Here is an 18,406-nt window from a genome sequence, read left to right on the forward strand (position 1 = left end):
CTATCGCGAGCAAGCTCGCTCCCACAGGGGTTCTTCGGTGTATCAGGAACCGGTGTTACAGGTCGCCGTAACCCAGCGAACGCAAGGCGCGTTCATCGTCGGACCAGCCGCCTTTCACCTTGACCCAGAGGTTGAGCATGATCTTGGAGTCGAACAGCAACTCCATGTCCTTGCGTGCCTCGGTGCCGATGCGCTTGATCCGCTCGCCCTTGTCGCCAATAATGATTTTCTTTTGGCCGTCGCGCTCGACGAGGATCAAGGCATGGATGTGCAGGGTTTTGCCTTGTTGCTTGAACTCTTCGATTTCGACCGTGATCTGGTACGGCAGCTCGGCGCCCATCTGGCGCATGATTTTCTCGCGAACCAGTTCAGCGGCGAGGAAGCGGCTGCTGCGGTCGGTGATCTGGTCTTCCGGGAAGAAGTGATCGTTTTCCGGCAGGTAACCGGCAATCACGCGCTCCAGCGTTTCAAGGTTATGCCCGTGCTGGGCCGAGATCGGCATGATCTGCGCGTTCGGCAACTGTTCCTGCAACCAGGTCAGGTGCGGCATCAGCTCGGCTTTATCTTCGATGCGGTCAGTCTTGTTCAGCGCCACGATCAGCGGGCCGGTCACGTATTGAACGCGCTCGAGCACCATCTGGTCTTCGTCGGTCCACTTGGTGCGGTCAACCACAAAGATCACCACGTCGACGTCTTTCAACGCCGCCGAAGCGGTCTTGTTCATGTAGCGGTTCAGGGCTTTCTCGCCACCTTTGTGCATGCCGGGGGTGTCGACGTAGATCGCCTGCACGGCGCCTTCGGTCTTGATGCCGAGCATGTTGTGGCGAGTGGTCTGAGGCTTGCGCGAGGTGATCGCCAGCTTCTGACCGAGGATGTGGTTCAGCAGCGTGGACTTGCCCACGTTGGGACGGCCGACGATGGCGACATAGCCACAGCGAGTTGCAGTTGAATCAGTCATTGCCATTCTCCACACCCAGGGCAATCAGTGCTGCGGCGGCCGCTACCTGTTCGGCAATACGACGACTCACACCCTGACCTCGGCTTTTTTCATTCAGTAAGGTGATTTCACATTCGACGAAGAACGTCCGGCAATGCGGCTCACCCTGGATATCCACCACTTCGTAACGCGGCAGCTCACAACCACGCGATTGCAGGAATTCCTGCAAGCGGGTTTTTGGATCTTTGTTGGTGTCGACCAGCGTCAGGCCTTCGAACTCACCGGCCAGCCAGGCCAACACGCGCTCGCGCGCCATGTCCATGCCGGCGTCCAGATAGATCGCACCAATCAGCGCTTCAAGGGCATCGGCCAGAATCGACTCGCGACGGAAGCCGCCGCTTTTCAGTTCACCGGAGCCCAGGCGCAGGTATTCGCCCAGGTCAAAACCGCGAGCCAGCACGGCCAGCGTCTCGCCTTTCACCAGACGTGCGCGCAAGCGCGACAACTGACCTTCGCGGGCCAGCGGGAAGCGATCGAACAGCGCCTCGCCAGCGACAAAGTTAAGGATGGCATCACCGAGGAATTCCAGGCGTTCGTTGTTACGCCCGGCAAAGCTGCGGTGAGTCAGGGCCAGGACCATCAGTTCCTGATCCTTGAAGGTGTAGCCGAGCTGACGCTCTAGACGGCTTAAGGAGACGCTCACGGTTTACCCACGCTGAGTTCGTGGCTGGATTCCACCGCCATGGCCGTGATGCGGCGCAGGCTTGGGACAATTAACGCTGTGTTCAAAAATTACGTCCTGAATATCATTGTTTTCATGCTTTCGGCGCCGATTATGCCGACTCCAAAAATGCATTCGGCGCTGTGTTCAACAGCGCCGTGTGTGATTACTTGATCAGGCCAACCCGCGAGAAATTCGGCAGGTGACTGAGTTTGGGTTCCGGCCAGCTCATCCAGACTGCGAAGGCCTTGCCGACGATATTCTTGTCGGGAACCATGCCCAGCAGATCCTTGGGAATGCTCGGATCATCCCAGTAGCGACTGTCGTTGGAGTTGTCGCGGTTGTCGCCCATCATGAAGTAATGCCCGGCCGGCACGGTCCACGAACGGTCCGGCGTTGCGCGGTAACGGCTCATTTCCTTGCGGATCAGGTGCTCTGCGACGCCGAGTTTTTCCTTGTAGAGCTCGGCGCTGCCCAACGTGCCCGGCTCGGAGCCGACCAGTTTTTCGGCAATCGACTCACCGTTGACGAACAGACGCTTGTCGGCGGTGTAACGAATCTGGTCACCCGGCAGGCCCACCACACGTTTAATGTAGTTGACGTTCGGATCGCTCGGGTAACGGAACACCATCACATCGCCGCGCTGTGGATCACCGACTTCGATGACTTTCTTGTCGATCACCGGCAAGCGGATCCCGTAAGAAAACTTGTTTACCAGAATGAAGTCGCCAACGTCCAGGGTCGGTTTCATCGAGCCGGAAGGAATCTGGAACGGTTCCACCAGGAACGAACGCAGTACCAGCACGATGAACAACACCGGGAAGAACGACTTGCCGTATTCGACCAGCAGCGGCTCTTTGTTCAGTTTCTCGACCACCACTCCATCAGGCTGGCTGACGCTGCCCTGATAGGAGGTAATGGCGGCACGCCGACGCGGCGCCAGGAAAACCAGATCGAGCAACGCCAACAGACCGCAGACGAACACGGCGATGACCAGCAACAGCGGGAAATTTAGTGACATAGGACCTAACTATCCAACCTGAGCACTGCAAGGAAGGCTTCTTGTGGAATTTCCACGTTACCGACTTGCTTCATGCGTTTCTTACCGGCCTTTTGCTTTTCCAACAGCTTGCGCTTACGGCTAACGTCACCGCCGTAGCATTTGGCCAATACGTTCTTTCTGAGCGCCTTGACAGAGGTCCGCGCAATAATCTGCCCGCCAATGGCGGCCTGGATTGCTACGTCGAACATCTGACGTGGAATCAGTTCTTTCATCTTCTCGGTCAACTGGCGACCTTTGTAGTGCGCGTTATCCTTGTGCACGATCAACGCCAGGGCGTCGACCTTGTCACCGTTGATCAGCACATCCAGTTTCACCAGATTAGCCGATTGATAACGATCGAAATGGTAATCCAGCGAAGCATAGCCACGACTGGTGGACTTCAGACGGTCGAAGAAGTCCAGGACCACTTCGTTCATCGGCAAATCGTAGGTCACTTGAACCTGGGTACCGAGGAACAGCATGTCGTGCTGTACGCCACGCTTCTCGATGCACAGGGTAATGACGTTGCCCAGGTGTTCTTGCGGCACAAGAATATTGGCCCGCACGATCGGTTCGCGCATGTCTTCGATCGAGGACAGGTCTGGCAGCTTCGACGGGTTGTCGACGTAAATCGTTTCACCGGTTTTCAGCAGCAGTTCGAAAATTACCGTCGGCGCCGTGGTGATCAGGTCCAGGTCGTACTCGCGCTCCAGGCGCTCCTGGATGATTTCCATGTGCAGCATGCCGAGGAACCCGCAACGGAAACCGAAGCCCAGGGCGTCGGAGCTTTCCGGGGTGTATTGCAGGGACGAGTCGTTGAGCGTGAGCTTTTGCAGGGCTTCACGGAAATCTTCGAAGTCGTCGGAGCTGACCGGGAACAGGCCGGCGTATACCTGCGGCTGAATGCGTTTGAAACCTGGCAGCACGTCGACGTCCGGCGTGGCGCTCAAGGTCAGGGTGTCACCGACCGGTGCACCGTGAATGTCCTTGATGCCGGCGATGATGAAGCCCACTTCGCCAGCCTTCAGGTCAACGGTGGCGGTGTGTTTCGGGTTGAAGACACCGACGCTGTCCACGAGGTGGATCTTGCCGGTGGACTTGACCAGGATCTTGTCGCCCTTCTTCACACGACCGTGGCGCACGCGAACCAGGGAAACAACGCCCAGGTAGTTGTCGAACCAGGAGTCGATGATCAACGCTTGCAGCGGATCTTCATAGTTGCCGGTCGGCGCAGGAATGGTCTTGACCAGACGCTCCAGCACTTCGTCGACACCCAGACCGGTCTTGGCACTGCACTCGACCGCGTCGGTGGCATCGATGCCGATGATTTTTTCGATTTCTTCTTTCACGCGGTCCGGATCGGCCTGAGGCAGATCGATCTTGTTCAGGACCGGCATCACTTCCAGGCCCTGCTCAATCGCGGTGTAGCAGTTGGCTACCGACTGCGCTTCAACGCCCTGACCGGCATCGACCACCAGCAACGCGCCTTCACAGGCCGCCAGCGACCGGCTGACTTCATAGGTGAAGTCGACGTGGCCCGGGGTGTCAATGAAGTTCAGCTGGTACTTGATGCCATCGCGAGCGGTGTAATACAGGGTGACGCTGTGGGCCTTGATGGTGATCCCGCGTTCACGTTCCAGGTCCATGGAGTCCAGAACCTGGGCTTCCATTTCGCGCTCGGCAAGGCCGCCACACATCTGGATGAAGCGATCGGCCAGCGTCGACTTGCCATGGTCAATGTGGGCGATGATGGAGAAATTGCGGATATGACTCAAATCACTCACGGATCAACACTCAAAAAGGCTGCAGGCATAGCCCGCCGAAAAATAGCCGGGAATTGTACCTGATCCACGGCGCAAGCGTCACGTTCGCAGGTCAGACGGCGCTTACAAAAACGCCCCGGTCTTGCGACAGGGGCGTTTTGAGTGACCATCAAGGTCAGGAGAAACCCTTGATCAACCGGCCCGGCGCAACAACCAGACCCCGGCCAAGGCACAAACACCCGCCGGCACAAGTACCGCAAACAGTGGCGAGAAACCGAACACCAGGCTCGAAGGACCGAGCAAATCCTGGACGATGCGGAAGGTGAAGCCCACCAGCACGCCGGTGAACACTCGCTGACCGAGGGTCACCGAGCGCAATGGACCGAAGATGAAGGAAATCGCCATCAGCACCAGCGCGGCAGTGACCAACGGCTGCAATACCTTGACCCAAAATGCCAGCCAGTAACGACCATTGTTCAGGCCCTGGTCAGCCAGGTAGTGGATGTAACCCCACAGACCGCTGATCGACAGCGTGTCAGGGGACATGACCACCGTACTCAACAGCTGCGGACTCAAGGCGACATTCCAGCGCTCGTCCGGGGTGGTGACCACTTCGGTGCTCTTTTCATGGAACAGCGTGGTGGTGACGTCGCTCAATTGCCAGTGATCCTGATCGAACTTCGCCCGTTTGGCGAAGCTGGAAGACAGCATGTGACGCTCATTGTCGAAACGATAACGGGTGACGCCATACAGCAGACCGTTGGGTTGCACAGAGTTGACGTGAATGAACTCATCACCCTGGCGATGCCACAAACCATGCTTGGCGCTCTGCGCATCCCCGCCTCCCTGAGCCAGGGACCGATTGGCCTGAGCGGTGACTTCGGTGGCCGGCGCGATATATTCGCCGATCAGCACACCCACCACCATCAGGACCAGCATTGGCTTCATGACCGCCCAGACGATTCGCCCGATCGACACGCCCGCAGCGCGCATGATGGTCAGCTCGCTGTGACTGGCCAGACTGCCGAGGCCTATCAGGCAACCGATCAGCGCCGCCATCGGCAACATGTCGTAAAGACGACGCGGCGCGGTCAACAGGACATAACTCAACACGTCGACCAGGGTGTAGGTATCGCTGGCATCCCCCATCTCGTCGATGAACGCAAACAGCGTCGCCAGACCGAGAATGATCCCCAGTACCGCCAGAATCGCCACGAACACGCTGCTACCTATGTAGCGATCGAGCTTATCCACGAGCCACCTCCAGCGCGCTGCGGCGACTCGCCAGCTTCAACTGCAAGGGTTCCCAATAGAGCAAGCCCAGGCCGATGGCCAGGAAGATTGCATGCACCCACCACAACCCCAGAGCTGGCGGGATTTTGCCCTTTTCAAGGGCGCCGCGGGCGGCAATCAGGATGGACAGGTAAGCCATATATAGAAGAATCGCCGGCAACAGCTTGAGGAAACGGCCCTGACGCGGATTGACCCGCGACAGCGGCACCGCCATCAGGGTCACGATGAAGACCAGCAACGGCAGGGATAGACGCCATTGCAGTTCGGTGCGGGAGCGAATGTCATCGCTGCCGATCAGGGAGCTGGTGGTCATCGCATCACGGTCGGTCACTTCGTCGCTAACGTCCGGCTTGGGCAGCAATACGCCGTACTCCTCGTATTTGATCGCCCGGTAGTCGGCCTGCCCCGGATTGCCGTCATAGCGATAGCCGTTGTCGAGAATCAGGTAACGATTACCGTCTGGGCGAATTTCCTGACGGCCCTTCTCAGCCACCAGCACGGAAATCCCGCGATCCTTCTTATCGGACGAGACGTTCTTCTGCGAAATGAATACCCCGCCGAGGTTGATGCGGTCATCCGACAGCGTTTCGGTGTAGGTCACCCGTGTCCCGTCGCGCAGCGCCTGGAAGCGACCCGGCTCGAGAGTGTCGAACTCGGTCAGGGCATCCTGCTTGTTCAACAGCAACTGAAATTGGTTGGCACCTTGTGGTGCCAGGCTCAGGCTCAGCCATGCCACCACCAGTGCGACCAGGGTGGCTGGAAAAAGGGTCATGGCAAACAGACGCTGCTGGCTCATGCCGGTGGCAGACAGCACCGTCATTTCGCTTTCAAGGTACAAGCGACCGTAGGCCAGCAGGATTCCGAGAAACAGGCCCAAAGGCAAAATCAACTGCAGGAAACCCGGCAGACGAAAGCCCATGATCAGGAATAGCGAGCCCGGATCCAGGAGGCCAGAGGCCGCCTGGGCGAGGTACTTGATGAAGCGACCGCTCATGATGATGACCAGCAGCACAGCGCTGACGGCGCTCAAGGTCAACAGGACTTCGCGGGATAGGTAACGGAAGACGATCAAACCAGACACTCCAGGGTTGTCAGGCTAAGGCGGCCAAACAAGCAAACGTATCAGACGGCCCGCAGGGCAGAGCCGCCGAAAAAGTTGGCGCATTATCCTGTGATTGGGTGCGCCTGTCACTGCGCATGCTCAAGCAGGCGGGTAAAGCGCTGAAGATCGTACGACCGAGGGTTGTCAGGCTCGGGGCACGAGGTTCAAACTGCGGCCTTTGTCGCGGGCCGTGACCTGCGTCTTTCTATTTATAAGCAAACTCGAATGCATGCCGTCGAGCTCTTGCGTGTTGACCATTAATTCAGGGACCCGGACATGGAACTGGTTGTAAAAAGCGTTAGCCCAGAAACGTTGAAAACCGCCACTCTGGTGGTCGCCGTCGGCGAAGGCCGCAAGCTCGGCGCCGTTGCCAAACAACTCGACGAACTGAGCGGTGGCGCCATCAGCGCTGTGCTCAAGCGCGGCGACCTGGCTGGCAAAGTCGGTCAGAGTCTGTTGCTGCACAGCTTGCCGAACCTCAAGGCCGAGCGCGTGCTGCTGATGGGCGTGGGCAAAGACGAAGAGCTGGGCGACCGCCCGTTCCGCAAAATCATCGCCGGCATCCTTAACACCCTCAAAGGCCTGGGCGGCAGCGACGCAGTGCTGGCCCTGGACGAAGTCGTGGTCAAAGGCCGTGACAGCTACGGCAAGACCCGCCTGCTGGCCGAAACCCTGGTGGACGGCGAATACACGTTCGACCAGTTCAAAAGCCAGAAAGCCGAGCCTCGCGCCCTGAAGAAAGTCACCCTGGTGACCATCAAGGCTGCCCAGGCTGAAGTCGAGCGCGCCGTGGCCCACGCCACTGCCATCGCCAACGGCATGGCGTTCACCCGCGACCTGGGTAACCTGCCGCCGAACATCTGCCACCCGACGTTCCTCGGTGAGCAAGCGAAGAACCTGGGCAAAGAATTCAAGAGCCTGAAAGTCGAAGTCCTTGATGAGAAGAAGATCAAGGACCTGGGCATGGGCTCGTTCTACGCCGTCGGCCAAGGCAGCGCCCAGCCACCGCGCCTGATCGTCATGCAATACAACGGCGGCAAGAAATCCGAGAAGCCGTACGCACTGGTCGGCAAAGGCATCACCTTTGACACTGGCGGCATCAGCCTGAAACCGGGCGCCGGCATGGATGAAATGAAATACGACATGGGCGGCGCTGCCAGCGTATTCGGTACCCTGCGTGCCGTGCTCGAGCTGAAACTGCCGATCAACCTGGTGTGCATACTGGCCTGCGCCGAGAACATGCCGAGCGGCAATGCTTCGCGTCCTGGCGACATCGTCACCACCATGAGCGGCCAGACCGTGGAAATCCTCAACACCGACGCCGAAGGCCGTCTGGTGCTGTGCGACGCCCTGACCTACTCCGAACGCTTCAAGCCGCAAGCGGTGATCGACATTGCGACCCTGACCGGCGCGTGCGTTGTTGCACTGGGTTCCCACACGTCGGGCCTGCTGGGCAACAATGACGAGCTGATCGGCCAACTGCTGAGCGCCGGCCAATCGGCTGACGATCGCGCCTGGCAACTGCCGCTGTTCGATGAGTACCAGGAACAGCTGGACAGCCCGTTCGCCGACATCGCCAACATTGGCGGCCCGAAAGCCGGCACCATCACCGCTGCCTGCTTCCTGTCGCGCTTCACCAAGAACCTCAACTGGGCGCACCTGGACATCGCCGGCACGGCCTGGACCAGCGGTGGCAAGGACAAGGGCGCCACTGGCCGCCCGGTTCCATTGCTGACCCAATACCTGCTGGACCGCGCCAAAGCCTGAAACCGATGAACCTGGACGGCGTCACTTTCCGGTGACGCCGTTCAAGGCTCAGGAACCGCAATGACCAAAGTCGACTTCTATATCCTGCCCAGCGCCGATCCTTCAGCGCGGCTGGATTTTGCCTGCAAACTCACCGAAAAAGCCTGGCGCATGGGCCACCGCATCTATCTGCATTGCAGCGATGCTGCCCAGCGTGACGATCTCGATGCGCGTTTGTGGGCCTTCAAGGGCGAAAGCTTCGTGCCCCACGGCCCAGCTGAAAATGAGCCGGACGGTTTGATTGTGCTGGGCCTTGGCGATGACTGCGGTCCGCATCAGGACCTGTTGGTCAATCTCGCCCTGAAAGTCCCGGCATTCGCCAACAAGTTCGCCCGCGTGGCGGAAGTGGTGGTGGAAGATCCGACCATTCGTACGGCTGCGCGGGAGAGTTTCCGTTTCTACCGCGAACAGGGCTATCCTCTGCAAGATCACCGTTTACAGCGACTCTGAGCATTCCGATGGACACTCCAAAACCGCTGCAAAAGTCCGCGCACCTGCTGGATGACCTTGAGTCGATCCGTCAATTGCTCGGCGATGACAACCTGCAACCGCCCCTGCTCACCGACACGGTCGAGGAAGGTGATCAGGAACAGATTCCGATGCTGTTCGATACGGTCGGCGCCAGCCCGCCAACCCTCGAACCGGCGCCACCCGCCCCTGCCGCCCCTGCCGCCCAACCGGCGCCCGCCACCAGCAAGGGCCCCGACGACCTGCTGCACCTGAACACCGAACTGCGCGCCGCCGCGCAACTGATCATGCAGGACGTGATCGACGACTTCGCCCCGCACATCGAAACCGAAATCAAACGCCGCCTCAGCGCGCGGATGGAACGGTTGTTGAGTCAGTACGAGTAACACCCATCTCCTATGGGAGCAGGTTTGCCTGCTCCCACATTTGGTCTGCGCCCTGTCTGCACCCGCTCGCCCTGCGCCCCATGCCCCGCTATACTTGCCGGCTTTTCCTGAATAAATGCCAATAGGGTCCCGCCGCGCATGGATAAGACCTACCAGCCGCACGCCATTGAAACTTCCTGGTACAACACCTGGGAGTCAGAGAATTACTTCGCCCCGCAAGGCGCGGGCGAGTCCTACACCATCATGATCCCGCCGCCGAACGTCACCGGCAGCCTGCACATGGGTCACGGCTTCAACAACGCGATCATGGACGCCCTGATCCGGTTCCGCCGCATGCAGGGTCGTAACACCCTCTGGCAGCCGGGTACCGACCACGCCGGTATCGCCACGCAAATGCTGGTGGAACGCCAACTCGAAGCTCAGGGCCAGAATCGTCACGATCTGGGCCGCGAAAAATTCCTCGAGAAAGTCTGGGAATGGAAGGATCAGTCCGGCGGCAACATCAGCCGTCAGATCCGCCGTCTCGGCTCGTCCGTGGACTGGGGCCGCGAGCGCTTCACCATGGACGACGGCCTTTCGGAAGCCGTTAAAGAAGCCTTTGTGCGCCTGCACGAAGACGGCCTGATCTACCGCGGCAAGCGTCTGGTCAACTGGGACACCAAGTTGCACACGGCGATTTCCGACCTCGAAGTGGAAAACCACGACGAGAAAGGTTTCCTGTGGAACCTGAAATACCCGCTGGCCGATGGCGCCAAGACCGCTGAAGGCAACGATTACCTGATCGTCGCGACCACTCGCCCGGAAACCATGCTTGGCGACGCCGCCGTAGCGGTTAACCCGAACGATGAACGCTACCAAGCCCTGATCGGCAAATTTGTCGAGCTGCCGCTGGTCGGCCGCCGTATCCCGATCATCGCCGACGATTACTGCGACCCTGAATTCGGCACCGGCTGCGTGAAAATCACCCCGGCCCACGATTTCAACGACTATGAAGTCGGCAAGCGCCACAACCTGCCGCTACTGAACATCTTCGACAAGAACGCCGCTGTATTGCCGGCCTGTCAGGTGTTCAACCTCGACGGCACGCTGAACGAAAGCATCGACGGCAAGATCCCGGCCGAATACGCCGGTCTGGATCGCTTCGAAGCGCGCAAGCAGATCGTTGCTGCGTTTGATGCTGCCGGCCTCTTGGTCAGCGTCAACGATCACGCGTTGAAAGTGCCGAAAGGCGACCGTTCCGGGACCATCATCGAGCCGTGGCTGACCGACCAGTGGTACGTGTCGACCAAGCCATTGGCTGAGCCTGCCATCGCTGCTGTTGAAGACGGCCGCATCGCCTTCGTGCCGAAACAGTACGAAAACATGTACTTTTCGTGGATGCGCGACATCCAGGATTGGTGCATCAGCCGTCAGCTGTGGTGGGGCCACCGGATTCCGGCCTGGTACGACGAGTCGGGCAAGGTCTATGTCGGTCGCGACGAAGCCGAAGTACGTGCCAAGCACAACCTCGGCCCGGACGTTGCACTGCAACAGGATAACGACGTACTGGACACCTGGTTCAGTTCGGGCCTGTGGACATTCTCCACGCTCGGCTGGCCTGAGCAGACCGAATTCCTGAAGAAATTCCACTCCACCGACGTGCTGGTGACCGGTTTCGACATCATTTTCTTCTGGGTTGCCCGGATGATCATGCTCACCATGCACTTGGTGAAGAACGAAGACGGCACACCGCAGGTTCCGTTCAAGACCGTTTATGTTCATGGCCTGGTGCGAGATGGCCAGGGCCAGAAGATGTCCAAGTCCAAGGGCAACGTCCTGGACCCGCTGGACATCATCGACGGCATCGAGCTCGAAGACCTGGTGCAGAAACGCACCTCCGGCATGATGCAGCCGAAACTGGCGAAGAAGATCGAGAAGCAGACCCGCGACGAGTTCGCCGACGGCATCGCCAGCTACGGCACCGATGCCCTGCGCTTCACCTTCTGCTCGCTGGCGTCCACCGGTCGCGACATCAAGTTCGACATGGGCCGTGTCGAGGGCTATCGCAACTTCTGCAACAAGATCTGGAACGCCGCGCGCTACGTGCTGGACAAGGGCGAAGACTGCGGTCAGAACGGCGAAGCTTACGAGCTGTCGCTGGCGGATCGCTGGATCATTTCGCAGCTGCAACGCACCGAAGCCGAAGTGACCCGTCAACTCGATCAGTTCCGCTTCGACCTGGCCGCACAAGCCTTGTACGAGTTCATCTGGAACCAGTATTGCGACTGGTACCTGGAACTCTCCAAGCCTGTGCTGTGGGACGAAAACGCGCCGGTCGAACGTCAGCGTGGCACCCGCCGCACGCTGGTTCGGGTATTGGAAGTCGCGCTGCGTCTGGCACATCCGTTCATGCCGTTCATCACCGAAGAAATCTGGCAGCGCATCGCACCGCTGGCCGGTATCGAAGGCAAGACGATCATGCTGCAGCCTTGGCCAGTGGCCAATGAAGAGCGCATCGATCCGGCCGCCGAGAACGACATCGAGTGGCTCAAAGGCCTGATGCTCGGCACGCGTAACATTCGTGGCGAAATGAACATCGGTCCAGGCAAGCCGTTGAACCTGTTCCTGAAAAACGTCAGCGCCGAAGATCAGCGTCGTCTCACCGAGAACGAAGCCCTGCTGAAGAAGCTGGCTCGCCTCGAATCGATCACCGTGTTGGCTGCCGGCGAAGAAGCACCGCTGTCCGCCACCGCACTGGTTGGCGAGATGGAAGTGCTGGTGCCGATGGCCGGCCTGATCGACAAAGACGCCGAACTGGCGCGTCTGGACAAGGAAATCCTGCGTCTGCAGGGCGAAGTTCAGCGGGTTGGCGGCAAGCTGTCTAACGCCGGTTTCGTCGACAAGGCCCCGGCCGAAGTCATCGAGAAGGAACGCGCCAAACTGGCTGAAGCTGAACAGGCTTTGGGCAAGTTGGCCGAGCAGCATGCGCGGATTGCCAGCCTGTAACGGCAAATCGCAATGAAAAAGGGAGACCAAGCGGTCTCCCTTTTTTATGCTCGTTTTTTTATTCGGGGCACATGCCGCCTTCTGGGAGCAAGAGGTCGACTTTCACCAATGCTGTCGGCGAAATAATGGGAGCACTCCCCCTAGTCGCCACTGAGTAATAAGCCTTCAACGACCCCGACCCGATAGGTTTGATCGCAGTAGAATATGGCCCGATTATGAAATCAACAGCCTTCCCCACATCGTTAGAGGTTAATACATGCTCAAATTGAGTCTTTGTTTCTGGAATCGGGTCTACGCCATTGAAATTTTTAAATCCTTGTGAAAACAGCGTCAATACATCGCCTGGTTTGACACCCATTATCGGCGGAACTCTGGCAATGATGCCTTGCACAGGGCTGGGCTTGCTTGAGCAGTTAATAAATTCGAAATTATTGGCGCTTGGAAATGTTGCGGCAATCAAAACATCCATTACGATCACTCCAAAAATAAGTGCCCTGCATTTGGCAGAGCTCGCCGTTGAGTAAATCGAACAAAACGCATCTCAAACACTGTCATAAATAACAGTTCTTCAAGATCTTTTTGGCATAAAAAATGCCGCACGATGCACACAACACTACTTTGGCCGCGTGCAGTTTAGATGTGGGACAATACCCGCCACTTTTAGCCATACCCGAATCGACCACGCCCATGAACGCCCCCCGCACACCAAGACCTGCGCGCAAAAAGCCTGATTCCGCGACCCCGGCCAAAGCCGTGGAGCCCCGCGAAAAGGCCAGCCTGCATCCGCGCAACCGCCATCAGGGTCGTTACGACTTCCCGGCGCTGATCAAAACCACGCCGGAACTGGCGAAGTTCGTGATCATCAATCCGTACGGCAAGGAAAGTATCGACTTCGCCAGCCCGGACGCGGTGCGGGTGTTCAACCGGGCGCTGCTCAAGTCGTTCTACGGCGTCGCCCATTGGGACATCCCGGCCGATTACCTCTGCCCTCCGGTTCCGGGGCGTGCCGATTACGTGCACTTCCTGGCCGACCTGCTGGCCAGCGTCAACGACGGCGAGATCCCTCGCGGCGCACCGGTCAAGGTGCTCGATATCGGCATGGGCGCCAACTGCGTCTATCCGTTGATCGGCTACAGCGACTACCGCTGGCACTTCCTCGGCTCGGAAATCGACCCGACAGCCGTGGCCGCCGCCAAAGCCATCGTGCAGTCCAACGGGCTGAACAAGGCCATCCAGTTGCGCCAGCAAAGCAACCCCAAGCACATTCTGCTGGGCCTGCTCGAACCCGGCGAACGCTTTGACCTGACCATGTGCAACCCGCCGTTCCACGCCTCGATGGACGAAGCGACCAAGGGCAGCGAGCGTAAATGGCGCGCGCTGGGCCGCGCCGATCCAAAACGCAAACTGCCTGTGCTGAACTTTGGCGGTCAATCGGCAGAATTGTGGTGTGAAGGTGGCGAAGCACGGTTTGTGACGCAACTGATCGCCGAGAGCGCGCATTTCCAACACAAAGTGCTTTGGTTCAGCACCCTGGTCTCGAAAGCCTCCAACCTGCCGGCGATCCAGACGGCGCTGAAAAAGGCCGGCGTACTGGAAAGCCAGGTTGTGGAAATGTCCCAGGGGCAGAAGCAAAGCCGCTTCGTGGCCTGGACGTTCCAGACCAAATCCGAGCAGCAGGTGTGGCGTGAGCGCTGGGCGCGCAAAAGCTGAGTCACTGACCACCGCAGATCAACTGTAGGAGTGAGCCTGCTCGCGATGGCGGCGTGTCAGTTAACGATGATGTCGACTGATCCACCGCCATCGCGAGCAGGCTCACTCCTACATTGACTTAGTGGTGTTGCAGCTCAATCGCTGAATCGCAGACACAAAAAAGCCGTGCCCGGATCACTCCGGGGCACGGCTTTTTTTTACTGCGTCTTACTTGTTAACAGCGTCGGTCAGGCCTTTGGCCACAACCAGCTTGATAACTTTCTTGGCAGCGATTTCGATGGCAGCGCCAGTCGAAGGGTTGCGGCCGGTACGGGCAGGACGCTCAGTCACTTTCAGTTTGCCGATACCTGGCAGAGTGATTTCGCCGCCGTTTTCCAGCTGATCGGCAACGATTTGGCCCAGTTGGTCCAGAGCGTTACGCGCGGTGGTTTTTGGCGCGTCGATAGCTTCAGCGATGTCGGCGATCAGTTGGTCTTTAGTAAGAGCCATGTAGTGTTCCTTCCCTATCAAATTCATATGGATTGCAGAGTGCAGTGTCAGCCATCGAGCCCGATCTTCTGGATCTGGCACCCTCGGCCAATAACCACTGGATCGGGGTTATAGATACCGAAATCAGGGTTTGGTTCGACCTGACAAATGCTGAATGCACGCTTAACGCAGTGACTTCGCGTAAGACCGGGCAAAACTAGCACAGAGACGGCGAAATATCCGCCTCTAGCTACCCATTTGGTCAGCTTTATTGCTCTAAAACTGTAAAAAACAGCATAAGCGCCATCGGACACCTGCGAATTGCCCTTCGTGCCGCGCCAAAACCAGTGGTTGCGGTACACTTGGCACTTTTTGGGGGAGCACGCCCTCCTCTCTTCAATCAGCCGAGAAGCCCATGCCGATCCGTCATTGCATCGTCCACCTGATCGACAAAAAACCCGACGGCACGCCCGCAGTTCTCCACGCTCGCGACTCCGAACTGGCCGAGTCGAGCGCCATCGAGTACATGCTTGCCGACCTCAATGAGAGCTACAACGCCAAACAAGGCAAGGCCTGGGGTTTCTTCCATGCCGAGTCCGGGGCGCATCCGTTCAGCGGCTGGCTGAAGGAATACCTCGATGGCGGCAAGGATTTCACAGCATTCAGCCGGGTGGCGGTGGAACACCTGCAAAAGCTGATGGAGGAATCGAACCTCTCTGTGGGCGGCCACGTGCTGTTTGCGCATTATCAGCAAGGCATGACCGACTACCTGGCGATCGCCCTGCTACACCACAGTGAAGGCGTTGCAGTGACCGATCAGCTGGACGTGACCCCGTCCCGGCACCTGGATCTGGGCCAACTGCACCTGGCGGCGCGGATCAACGTGTCCGAGTGGCAGAACAACAAGCAGTCCAAGCAGTACATTTCGTTCATCAAAGGGAAGAACGGGAAAAAGGTTTCGGAGTATTTCCGCGACTTCATCGGCTGCCAGGAAGGCGTCGACGGCCCCGGCGAGACCCGCACCCTGCTCAAGGCCTTCAGTGACTTCGTCGAAAGCGAAGACCTGCCGGAAGAATCCGCCCGCGAGAAAACCAAGACCTTGGTGGATTACGCCAGCAGCCAGGCAAAATTGGGCGAACCCATGGGCCTGGAAGAACTCTCGGAGCTGATCGACGAAGAGCGCCCGAAAGCCTTCTACGATCACATCCGCAACAAGGACTACGGCCTGTCGCCGGAGATCCCGGCAGATAAACGTACTCTTAACCAGTTCCGCCGCTTCACCGGTCGCGCCGAAGGCCTGTCCATCAGCTTCGAAGCGCACCTGCTGGGCTCGAAGATCGAATACGACGAAGAAGCCGGCACGCTGATCATCAAAGGTCTGCCGACCCAGCTCACCGATCAGCTCAAGCGACGTAACTGATGCTCGGCGGCGTACTGAAGAAATGCCTGCTGATCCTGCTGGTGGTCGTGGTCTACCAGAACTGGGGCAAGGTCGAGCGGGTGTTCCATCCGGCGCAGGTGGTGTCCGAGCAGACTCAGGCCAAGGCCAACGTCGTGCTCTATGCTACCGAATGGTGCGGGTACTGCAAGTTGACCCGGCGCTTTCTCGATCAAAAGGGCATTCCTTATAAGGAGTTCGATATCGAAAAGGATGCCGAGGCGCGCAAGGCCTACGAGGCGCTGGGTGGCGGCGGAATTCCGATCATCGATGTGAACGGGTCGTTGATTCGCGGGTATGACCCGGACGCCATTCTCGCCGCGTTGAAATAATCCAGACATGAAAACGCCCGGCATTGCCGGGCGTTTTTTGTTCCGCATTTATAGGGCTTCAATGCGAAACCCGAACCGCGGAAAGTGCACATGCACCACGCCGCCCCGCGCGTCTTCACGGCGCAAAATCAATTCTTCACTGCCCGCAAACAGCAACTCACCCGCCACCGGGTCAACGCCGTAATCGATGGCGGCAATGACCACCTTCTGGCCAGCCTCAAAACCATTCGGCTCGTCGAATTGCTCATCCGGCAATGCGGCCGGTGTGGCATTGCGTGCAACCTCCAGCGCCTCTTCGGAGCTCATCTCGCTGAACGCGCCATGACCGAAGCCCAACACGCGCCCCAGCCATGCCGAAACAGCCGGATAAGCATCGACCAACGGTGACGTGACGGGCGTGGCTTTGAGGAACCACAACGGATGGGCCAGGGCGAAGTCGGCAATCGACGGCTCGCCGAACAGGAAGTCGCCCTGCTCGCGCTGAAGCTGTTGCTCCAGACGCGCCATGATGGTCGGCCATTGATGCCGGGCTTGCTCGGCCGACAACCGTGTGGCGCTGCCACCGCTGAACAACTCCGCGCGATCGGCAATGAACGCCTTGATCGCTTCCGGTGGCATATTACCGAAGCGCACGGCGATCGATTCCGGTTGAAACACCAGGCTGACCGCGTGCTGGAACACCACCGAATCCGCCCACACGGCGAAGGTCGCGGCGATCATTTCCTGGCCTTCCGGGAAGAACGCCGGCAAGGCTTTTTCCTGTTCCAGACGACGGGCGATCAGCGACGTGTCGCAATAGATATCCGCGCCAATCTGCAACACCGGCGTCTTGCGGTAGCCGCCGGTCAGCGCGGTCAGATCGGGTTTTGGCATCACCGGCGAGATCTTCACCGAACGCCAGGACAGCCCCTTGAAGCCCAGCAGCAAGCGGGCCTTTTCGGCGAAAAGGGACGTCGGGTAATGATGAAGAATCAACTCGGACATACTCGGCTCCGCCGCACGGATTGGGAATCCGCAGCTTAGCGCGCATTCCATGTGCAGCCCACCCATCTGCCTGATGGGCACTTATCAGTCAGATTGATAAGCCCGCAGCGGCGCTCGCTACCAAGCATTCCTTGGCGCTTTTCTTGAGTTTTTTGATCAGCCGTTCCTGACGCAGCGCTTCGCTTTTGTCGCGGCAGGCTTCGGTGTAAACCAATGCCACGGCAGGGCTGGAGAGAAAAAAGCGCGCGCCCTTGCCGCTCTGGTGGGTGGCGAAGCGGCGCACGGGATCATCGCTGACCCCGCAGTAGAGCGAACCATTGGCCGCGCGAACGAGGTAGACGAACCAGGGTTTGCTGACGGGCAGCGTCGGTTCGGCGGCAATGACGGAAGATTCGCTGGCGGTGTTCACGTGACGATCAAGGCTTGAAAGGAAACAAGCCGCGATCTTATCAGCGACTGGCCTGGAATGCCTTCAGCCCCTTCAAGGCTTGCGTGCGCACGGCGTTTCTCACCGCCGGCGTCCAGCCCAACAACAACCCTTTGAAACCCAGCGCCTGTCGGGACCAGGCCCACAGATCGAAACTGTCGTGATGCTCGCAAATCTTGCCATCGCGAAAAACAAAACGCGCCTGAATGTCGTTGACCACGGTGTTGCCAGTCTGGCTGAACAAGTACGTTGCCACCCAATGGGCGCCGCCCGTGCGCTCATCGCTGCGCACGTTATCGAACGTCAGGGAAAAATCCTTGGCCCGAGTGGTGAGCATGCGCCACATGTCACCGGCATCGCGGCCGCGCAGTTCGCCGAACGCCGGATCACTGAACACCACGTCGTCGGTATAGCAGGCAGCCATAGCCTCGGCATCCAGCCGCTGGAAGGCTTGGTAGAACTGGGTGATCAATGCGTTGTGGGCATCACTCATGGGCAGGCTCCCTGATGTGCAAATAGATGTGCAAAGTGGTTTCAAAAGATT

At 58.8% G+C, this 18,406-nt stretch carries 18 protein-coding genes; 7 read left to right on the forward strand and 11 right to left on the reverse strand.

What is annotated here, in order from left to right; genetic code table 11:
- Positions 1-55: 55 nt before the first annotated feature.
- The 6 genes from era to lptF all read right to left on the reverse strand — a co-directional run bounded on the left by era (position 56) and on the right by lptF (position 6,828).
- Entirely contained in the window at positions 56-958 is a 903-nt protein-coding gene (era, locus tag ACA056_RS23505) for a GTPase Era (protein ID WP_008151577.1), read from the reverse strand.
- Positions 951-1,640 (reverse strand): ribonuclease III, encoded by a 690-nt coding sequence (gene rnc, locus ACA056_RS23510; protein WP_010463056.1) that lies wholly within the window; start codon positions 1,638-1,640, stop codon positions 951-953. Before rnc ends, era begins: the two co-directional genes overlap by 8 nt.
- 184 nt (positions 1,641-1,824) lie before the next feature.
- Positions 1,825-2,679 (reverse strand): signal peptidase I, encoded by an 855-nt coding sequence (lepB, locus tag ACA056_RS23515; RefSeq protein WP_497268145.1) that lies wholly within the window; start codon positions 2,677-2,679, stop codon positions 1,825-1,827.
- Between the two features lie 5 nt (positions 2,680-2,684).
- Positions 2,685-4,484: a translation elongation factor 4 gene (gene lepA / locus ACA056_RS23520; RefSeq protein ID WP_497268147.1), complete on the reverse strand. Its 1,800-nt coding sequence runs from the start codon at positions 4,482-4,484 to the stop codon at positions 2,685-2,687.
- Positions 4,485-4,655: 171 nt separating this feature from the next.
- Complete coding sequence (gene lptG / locus ACA056_RS23525; protein ID WP_497268149.1) at positions 4,656-5,717, reverse strand: LPS export ABC transporter permease LptG; 1,062 nt, start codon at positions 5,715-5,717, stop codon at positions 4,656-4,658.
- Positions 5,710-6,828: an LPS export ABC transporter permease LptF gene (lptF, locus tag ACA056_RS23530; RefSeq protein ID WP_497268151.1), complete on the reverse strand. Its 1,119-nt coding sequence runs from the start codon at positions 6,826-6,828 to the stop codon at positions 5,710-5,712. Before lptF ends, lptG begins: the two co-directional genes overlap by 8 nt.
- A 306-nt stretch (positions 6,829-7,134) precedes the next feature.
- On the opposite strand from lptF, the gene ACA056_RS23535 reads away from it, so the two are divergent.
- The 4 genes from ACA056_RS23535 to ACA056_RS23550 all read left to right on the forward strand — a co-directional run bounded on the left by ACA056_RS23535 (position 7,135) and on the right by ACA056_RS23550 (position 12,503).
- Positions 7,135-8,625, forward strand: a complete 1,491-nt coding sequence (locus ACA056_RS23535; protein ID WP_497268153.1) for a leucyl aminopeptidase — start codon at positions 7,135-7,137, stop codon at positions 8,623-8,625.
- 60 nt (positions 8,626-8,685) lie between these two features.
- Positions 8,686-9,114, forward strand: coding sequence for a DNA polymerase III subunit chi (locus ACA056_RS23540; RefSeq protein WP_046048214.1), 429 nt, complete (start codon positions 8,686-8,688; stop codon positions 9,112-9,114).
- 8 nt (positions 9,115-9,122) lie between these two features.
- Positions 9,123-9,518: a DNA polymerase III subunit chi gene (locus ACA056_RS23545; protein WP_497268155.1), complete on the forward strand. Its 396-nt coding sequence runs from the start codon at positions 9,123-9,125 to the stop codon at positions 9,516-9,518.
- 138 nt (positions 9,519-9,656) lie between these two features.
- Positions 9,657-12,503 (forward strand): valine--tRNA ligase, encoded by a 2,847-nt coding sequence (locus ACA056_RS23550; RefSeq protein ID WP_201185831.1) that lies wholly within the window; start codon positions 9,657-9,659, stop codon positions 12,501-12,503.
- A 58-nt stretch (positions 12,504-12,561) separates the two neighbouring features.
- Here the strand turns inward: ACA056_RS23550 and ACA056_RS23555 are convergent, their stop codons facing one another.
- Entirely contained in the window at positions 12,562-12,972 is a 411-nt protein-coding gene (locus ACA056_RS23555) for a hypothetical protein (RefSeq protein ID WP_497268157.1), read from the reverse strand.
- 218 nt (positions 12,973-13,190) lie between these two features.
- Between ACA056_RS23555 and rlmF the strand changes: the two genes are divergently transcribed.
- Positions 13,191-14,213 carry a 23S rRNA (adenine(1618)-N(6))-methyltransferase RlmF gene (rlmF, locus tag ACA056_RS23560; RefSeq protein WP_056743581.1) on the forward strand — a complete coding sequence of 341 codons (1,023 nt, stop codon included), beginning with the start codon at positions 13,191-13,193 and terminating at the stop codon, positions 14,211-14,213.
- Positions 14,214-14,420: 207 nt separating this feature from the next.
- Here rlmF and ACA056_RS23565 read toward each other — a convergent pair whose 3' ends face one another.
- Positions 14,421-14,702, reverse strand: a complete 282-nt coding sequence (locus ACA056_RS23565; RefSeq protein ID WP_007905514.1) for an HU family DNA-binding protein — start codon at positions 14,700-14,702, stop codon at positions 14,421-14,423.
- A 394-nt stretch (positions 14,703-15,096) separates the two neighbouring features.
- Between ACA056_RS23565 and yejK the strand changes: the two genes are divergently transcribed.
- Together yejK and ACA056_RS23575 are read left to right on the forward strand one after the other, a co-directional pair.
- A complete protein-coding gene (gene yejK, locus ACA056_RS23570; protein WP_008147593.1) occupies positions 15,097-16,101 on the forward strand; it encodes a nucleoid-associated protein YejK in 1,005 nt (334 codons plus the stop codon).
- Complete coding sequence (locus ACA056_RS23575; protein WP_497268160.1) at positions 16,101-16,451, forward strand: glutaredoxin family protein; 351 nt, start codon at positions 16,101-16,103, stop codon at positions 16,449-16,451. The genes yejK and ACA056_RS23575 overlap by 1 nt, the downstream gene beginning before the upstream one ends.
- A gap of 48 nt (positions 16,452-16,499) precedes the next feature.
- Here ACA056_RS23575 and ACA056_RS23580 read toward each other — a convergent pair whose 3' ends face one another.
- The 3 genes from ACA056_RS23580 to ACA056_RS23590 all read right to left on the reverse strand — a co-directional run bounded on the left by ACA056_RS23580 (position 16,500) and on the right by ACA056_RS23590 (position 18,355).
- Positions 16,500-17,435 carry a glutathione S-transferase family protein gene (locus ACA056_RS23580; RefSeq protein ID WP_497268161.1) on the reverse strand — a complete coding sequence of 312 codons (936 nt, stop codon included), beginning with the start codon at positions 17,433-17,435 and terminating at the stop codon, positions 16,500-16,502.
- 88 nt (positions 17,436-17,523) lie between these two features.
- On the reverse strand, positions 17,524-17,844 hold the full coding sequence (locus tag ACA056_RS23585; protein WP_497268162.1) for a GIY-YIG nuclease family protein: 321 nt from the start codon (positions 17,842-17,844) through the stop codon (positions 17,524-17,526).
- Positions 17,845-17,884: 40 nt separating this feature from the next.
- On the reverse strand, positions 17,885-18,355 hold the full coding sequence (locus ACA056_RS23590) for a nuclear transport factor 2 family protein (protein WP_497268164.1): 471 nt from the start codon (positions 18,353-18,355) through the stop codon (positions 17,885-17,887).
- Between the last annotated feature and the right edge of the window lie 51 nt (positions 18,356-18,406).

The sequence above is a fragment of the Pseudomonas sp. LBUM1666 genome (assembly GCF_059695775.1).

Excerpts from the sequence above, each read along its gene's own strand:
- era (WP_008151577.1), bottom strand. The coding sequence starts at position 958 with ATGACTGATTCAACTGCAACTCGCTGTGGCTATGTCGCCATCGTCGGC.
- lepB (WP_497268145.1), bottom strand. The coding sequence starts at position 2,679 with ATGTCACTAAATTTCCCGCTGTTGCTGGTCATCGCCGTGTTCGTCTGC.
- ACA056_RS23535 (WP_497268153.1), top strand. The coding sequence starts at position 7,135 with ATGGAACTGGTTGTAAAAAGCGTTAGCCCAGAAACGTTGAAAACCGCC.
- ACA056_RS23540 (WP_046048214.1), top strand. The coding sequence starts at position 8,686 with ATGACCAAAGTCGACTTCTATATCCTGCCCAGCGCCGATCCTTCAGCG.
- ACA056_RS23545 (WP_497268155.1), top strand. The coding sequence starts at position 9,123 with ATGGACACTCCAAAACCGCTGCAAAAGTCCGCGCACCTGCTGGATGAC.
- ACA056_RS23550 (WP_201185831.1), top strand. The coding sequence starts at position 9,657 with ATGGATAAGACCTACCAGCCGCACGCCATTGAAACTTCCTGGTACAAC.
- ACA056_RS23555 (WP_497268157.1), bottom strand. The coding sequence starts at position 12,972 with ATGGATGTTTTGATTGCCGCAACATTTCCAAGCGCCAATAATTTCGAA.
- rlmF (WP_056743581.1), top strand. The coding sequence starts at position 13,191 with ATGAACGCCCCCCGCACACCAAGACCTGCGCGCAAAAAGCCTGATTCC.
- ACA056_RS23565 (WP_007905514.1), bottom strand. The coding sequence starts at position 14,702 with ATGGCTCTTACTAAAGACCAACTGATCGCCGACATCGCTGAAGCTATC.
- yejK (WP_008147593.1), top strand. The coding sequence starts at position 15,097 with ATGCCGATCCGTCATTGCATCGTCCACCTGATCGACAAAAAACCCGAC.
- ACA056_RS23575 (WP_497268160.1), top strand. The coding sequence starts at position 16,101 with ATGCTCGGCGGCGTACTGAAGAAATGCCTGCTGATCCTGCTGGTGGTC.
- ACA056_RS23580 (WP_497268161.1), bottom strand. The coding sequence starts at position 17,435 with ATGTCCGAGTTGATTCTTCATCATTACCCGACGTCCCTTTTCGCCGAA.
- ACA056_RS23590 (WP_497268164.1), bottom strand. The coding sequence starts at position 18,355 with ATGAGTGATGCCCACAACGCATTGATCACCCAGTTCTACCAAGCCTTC.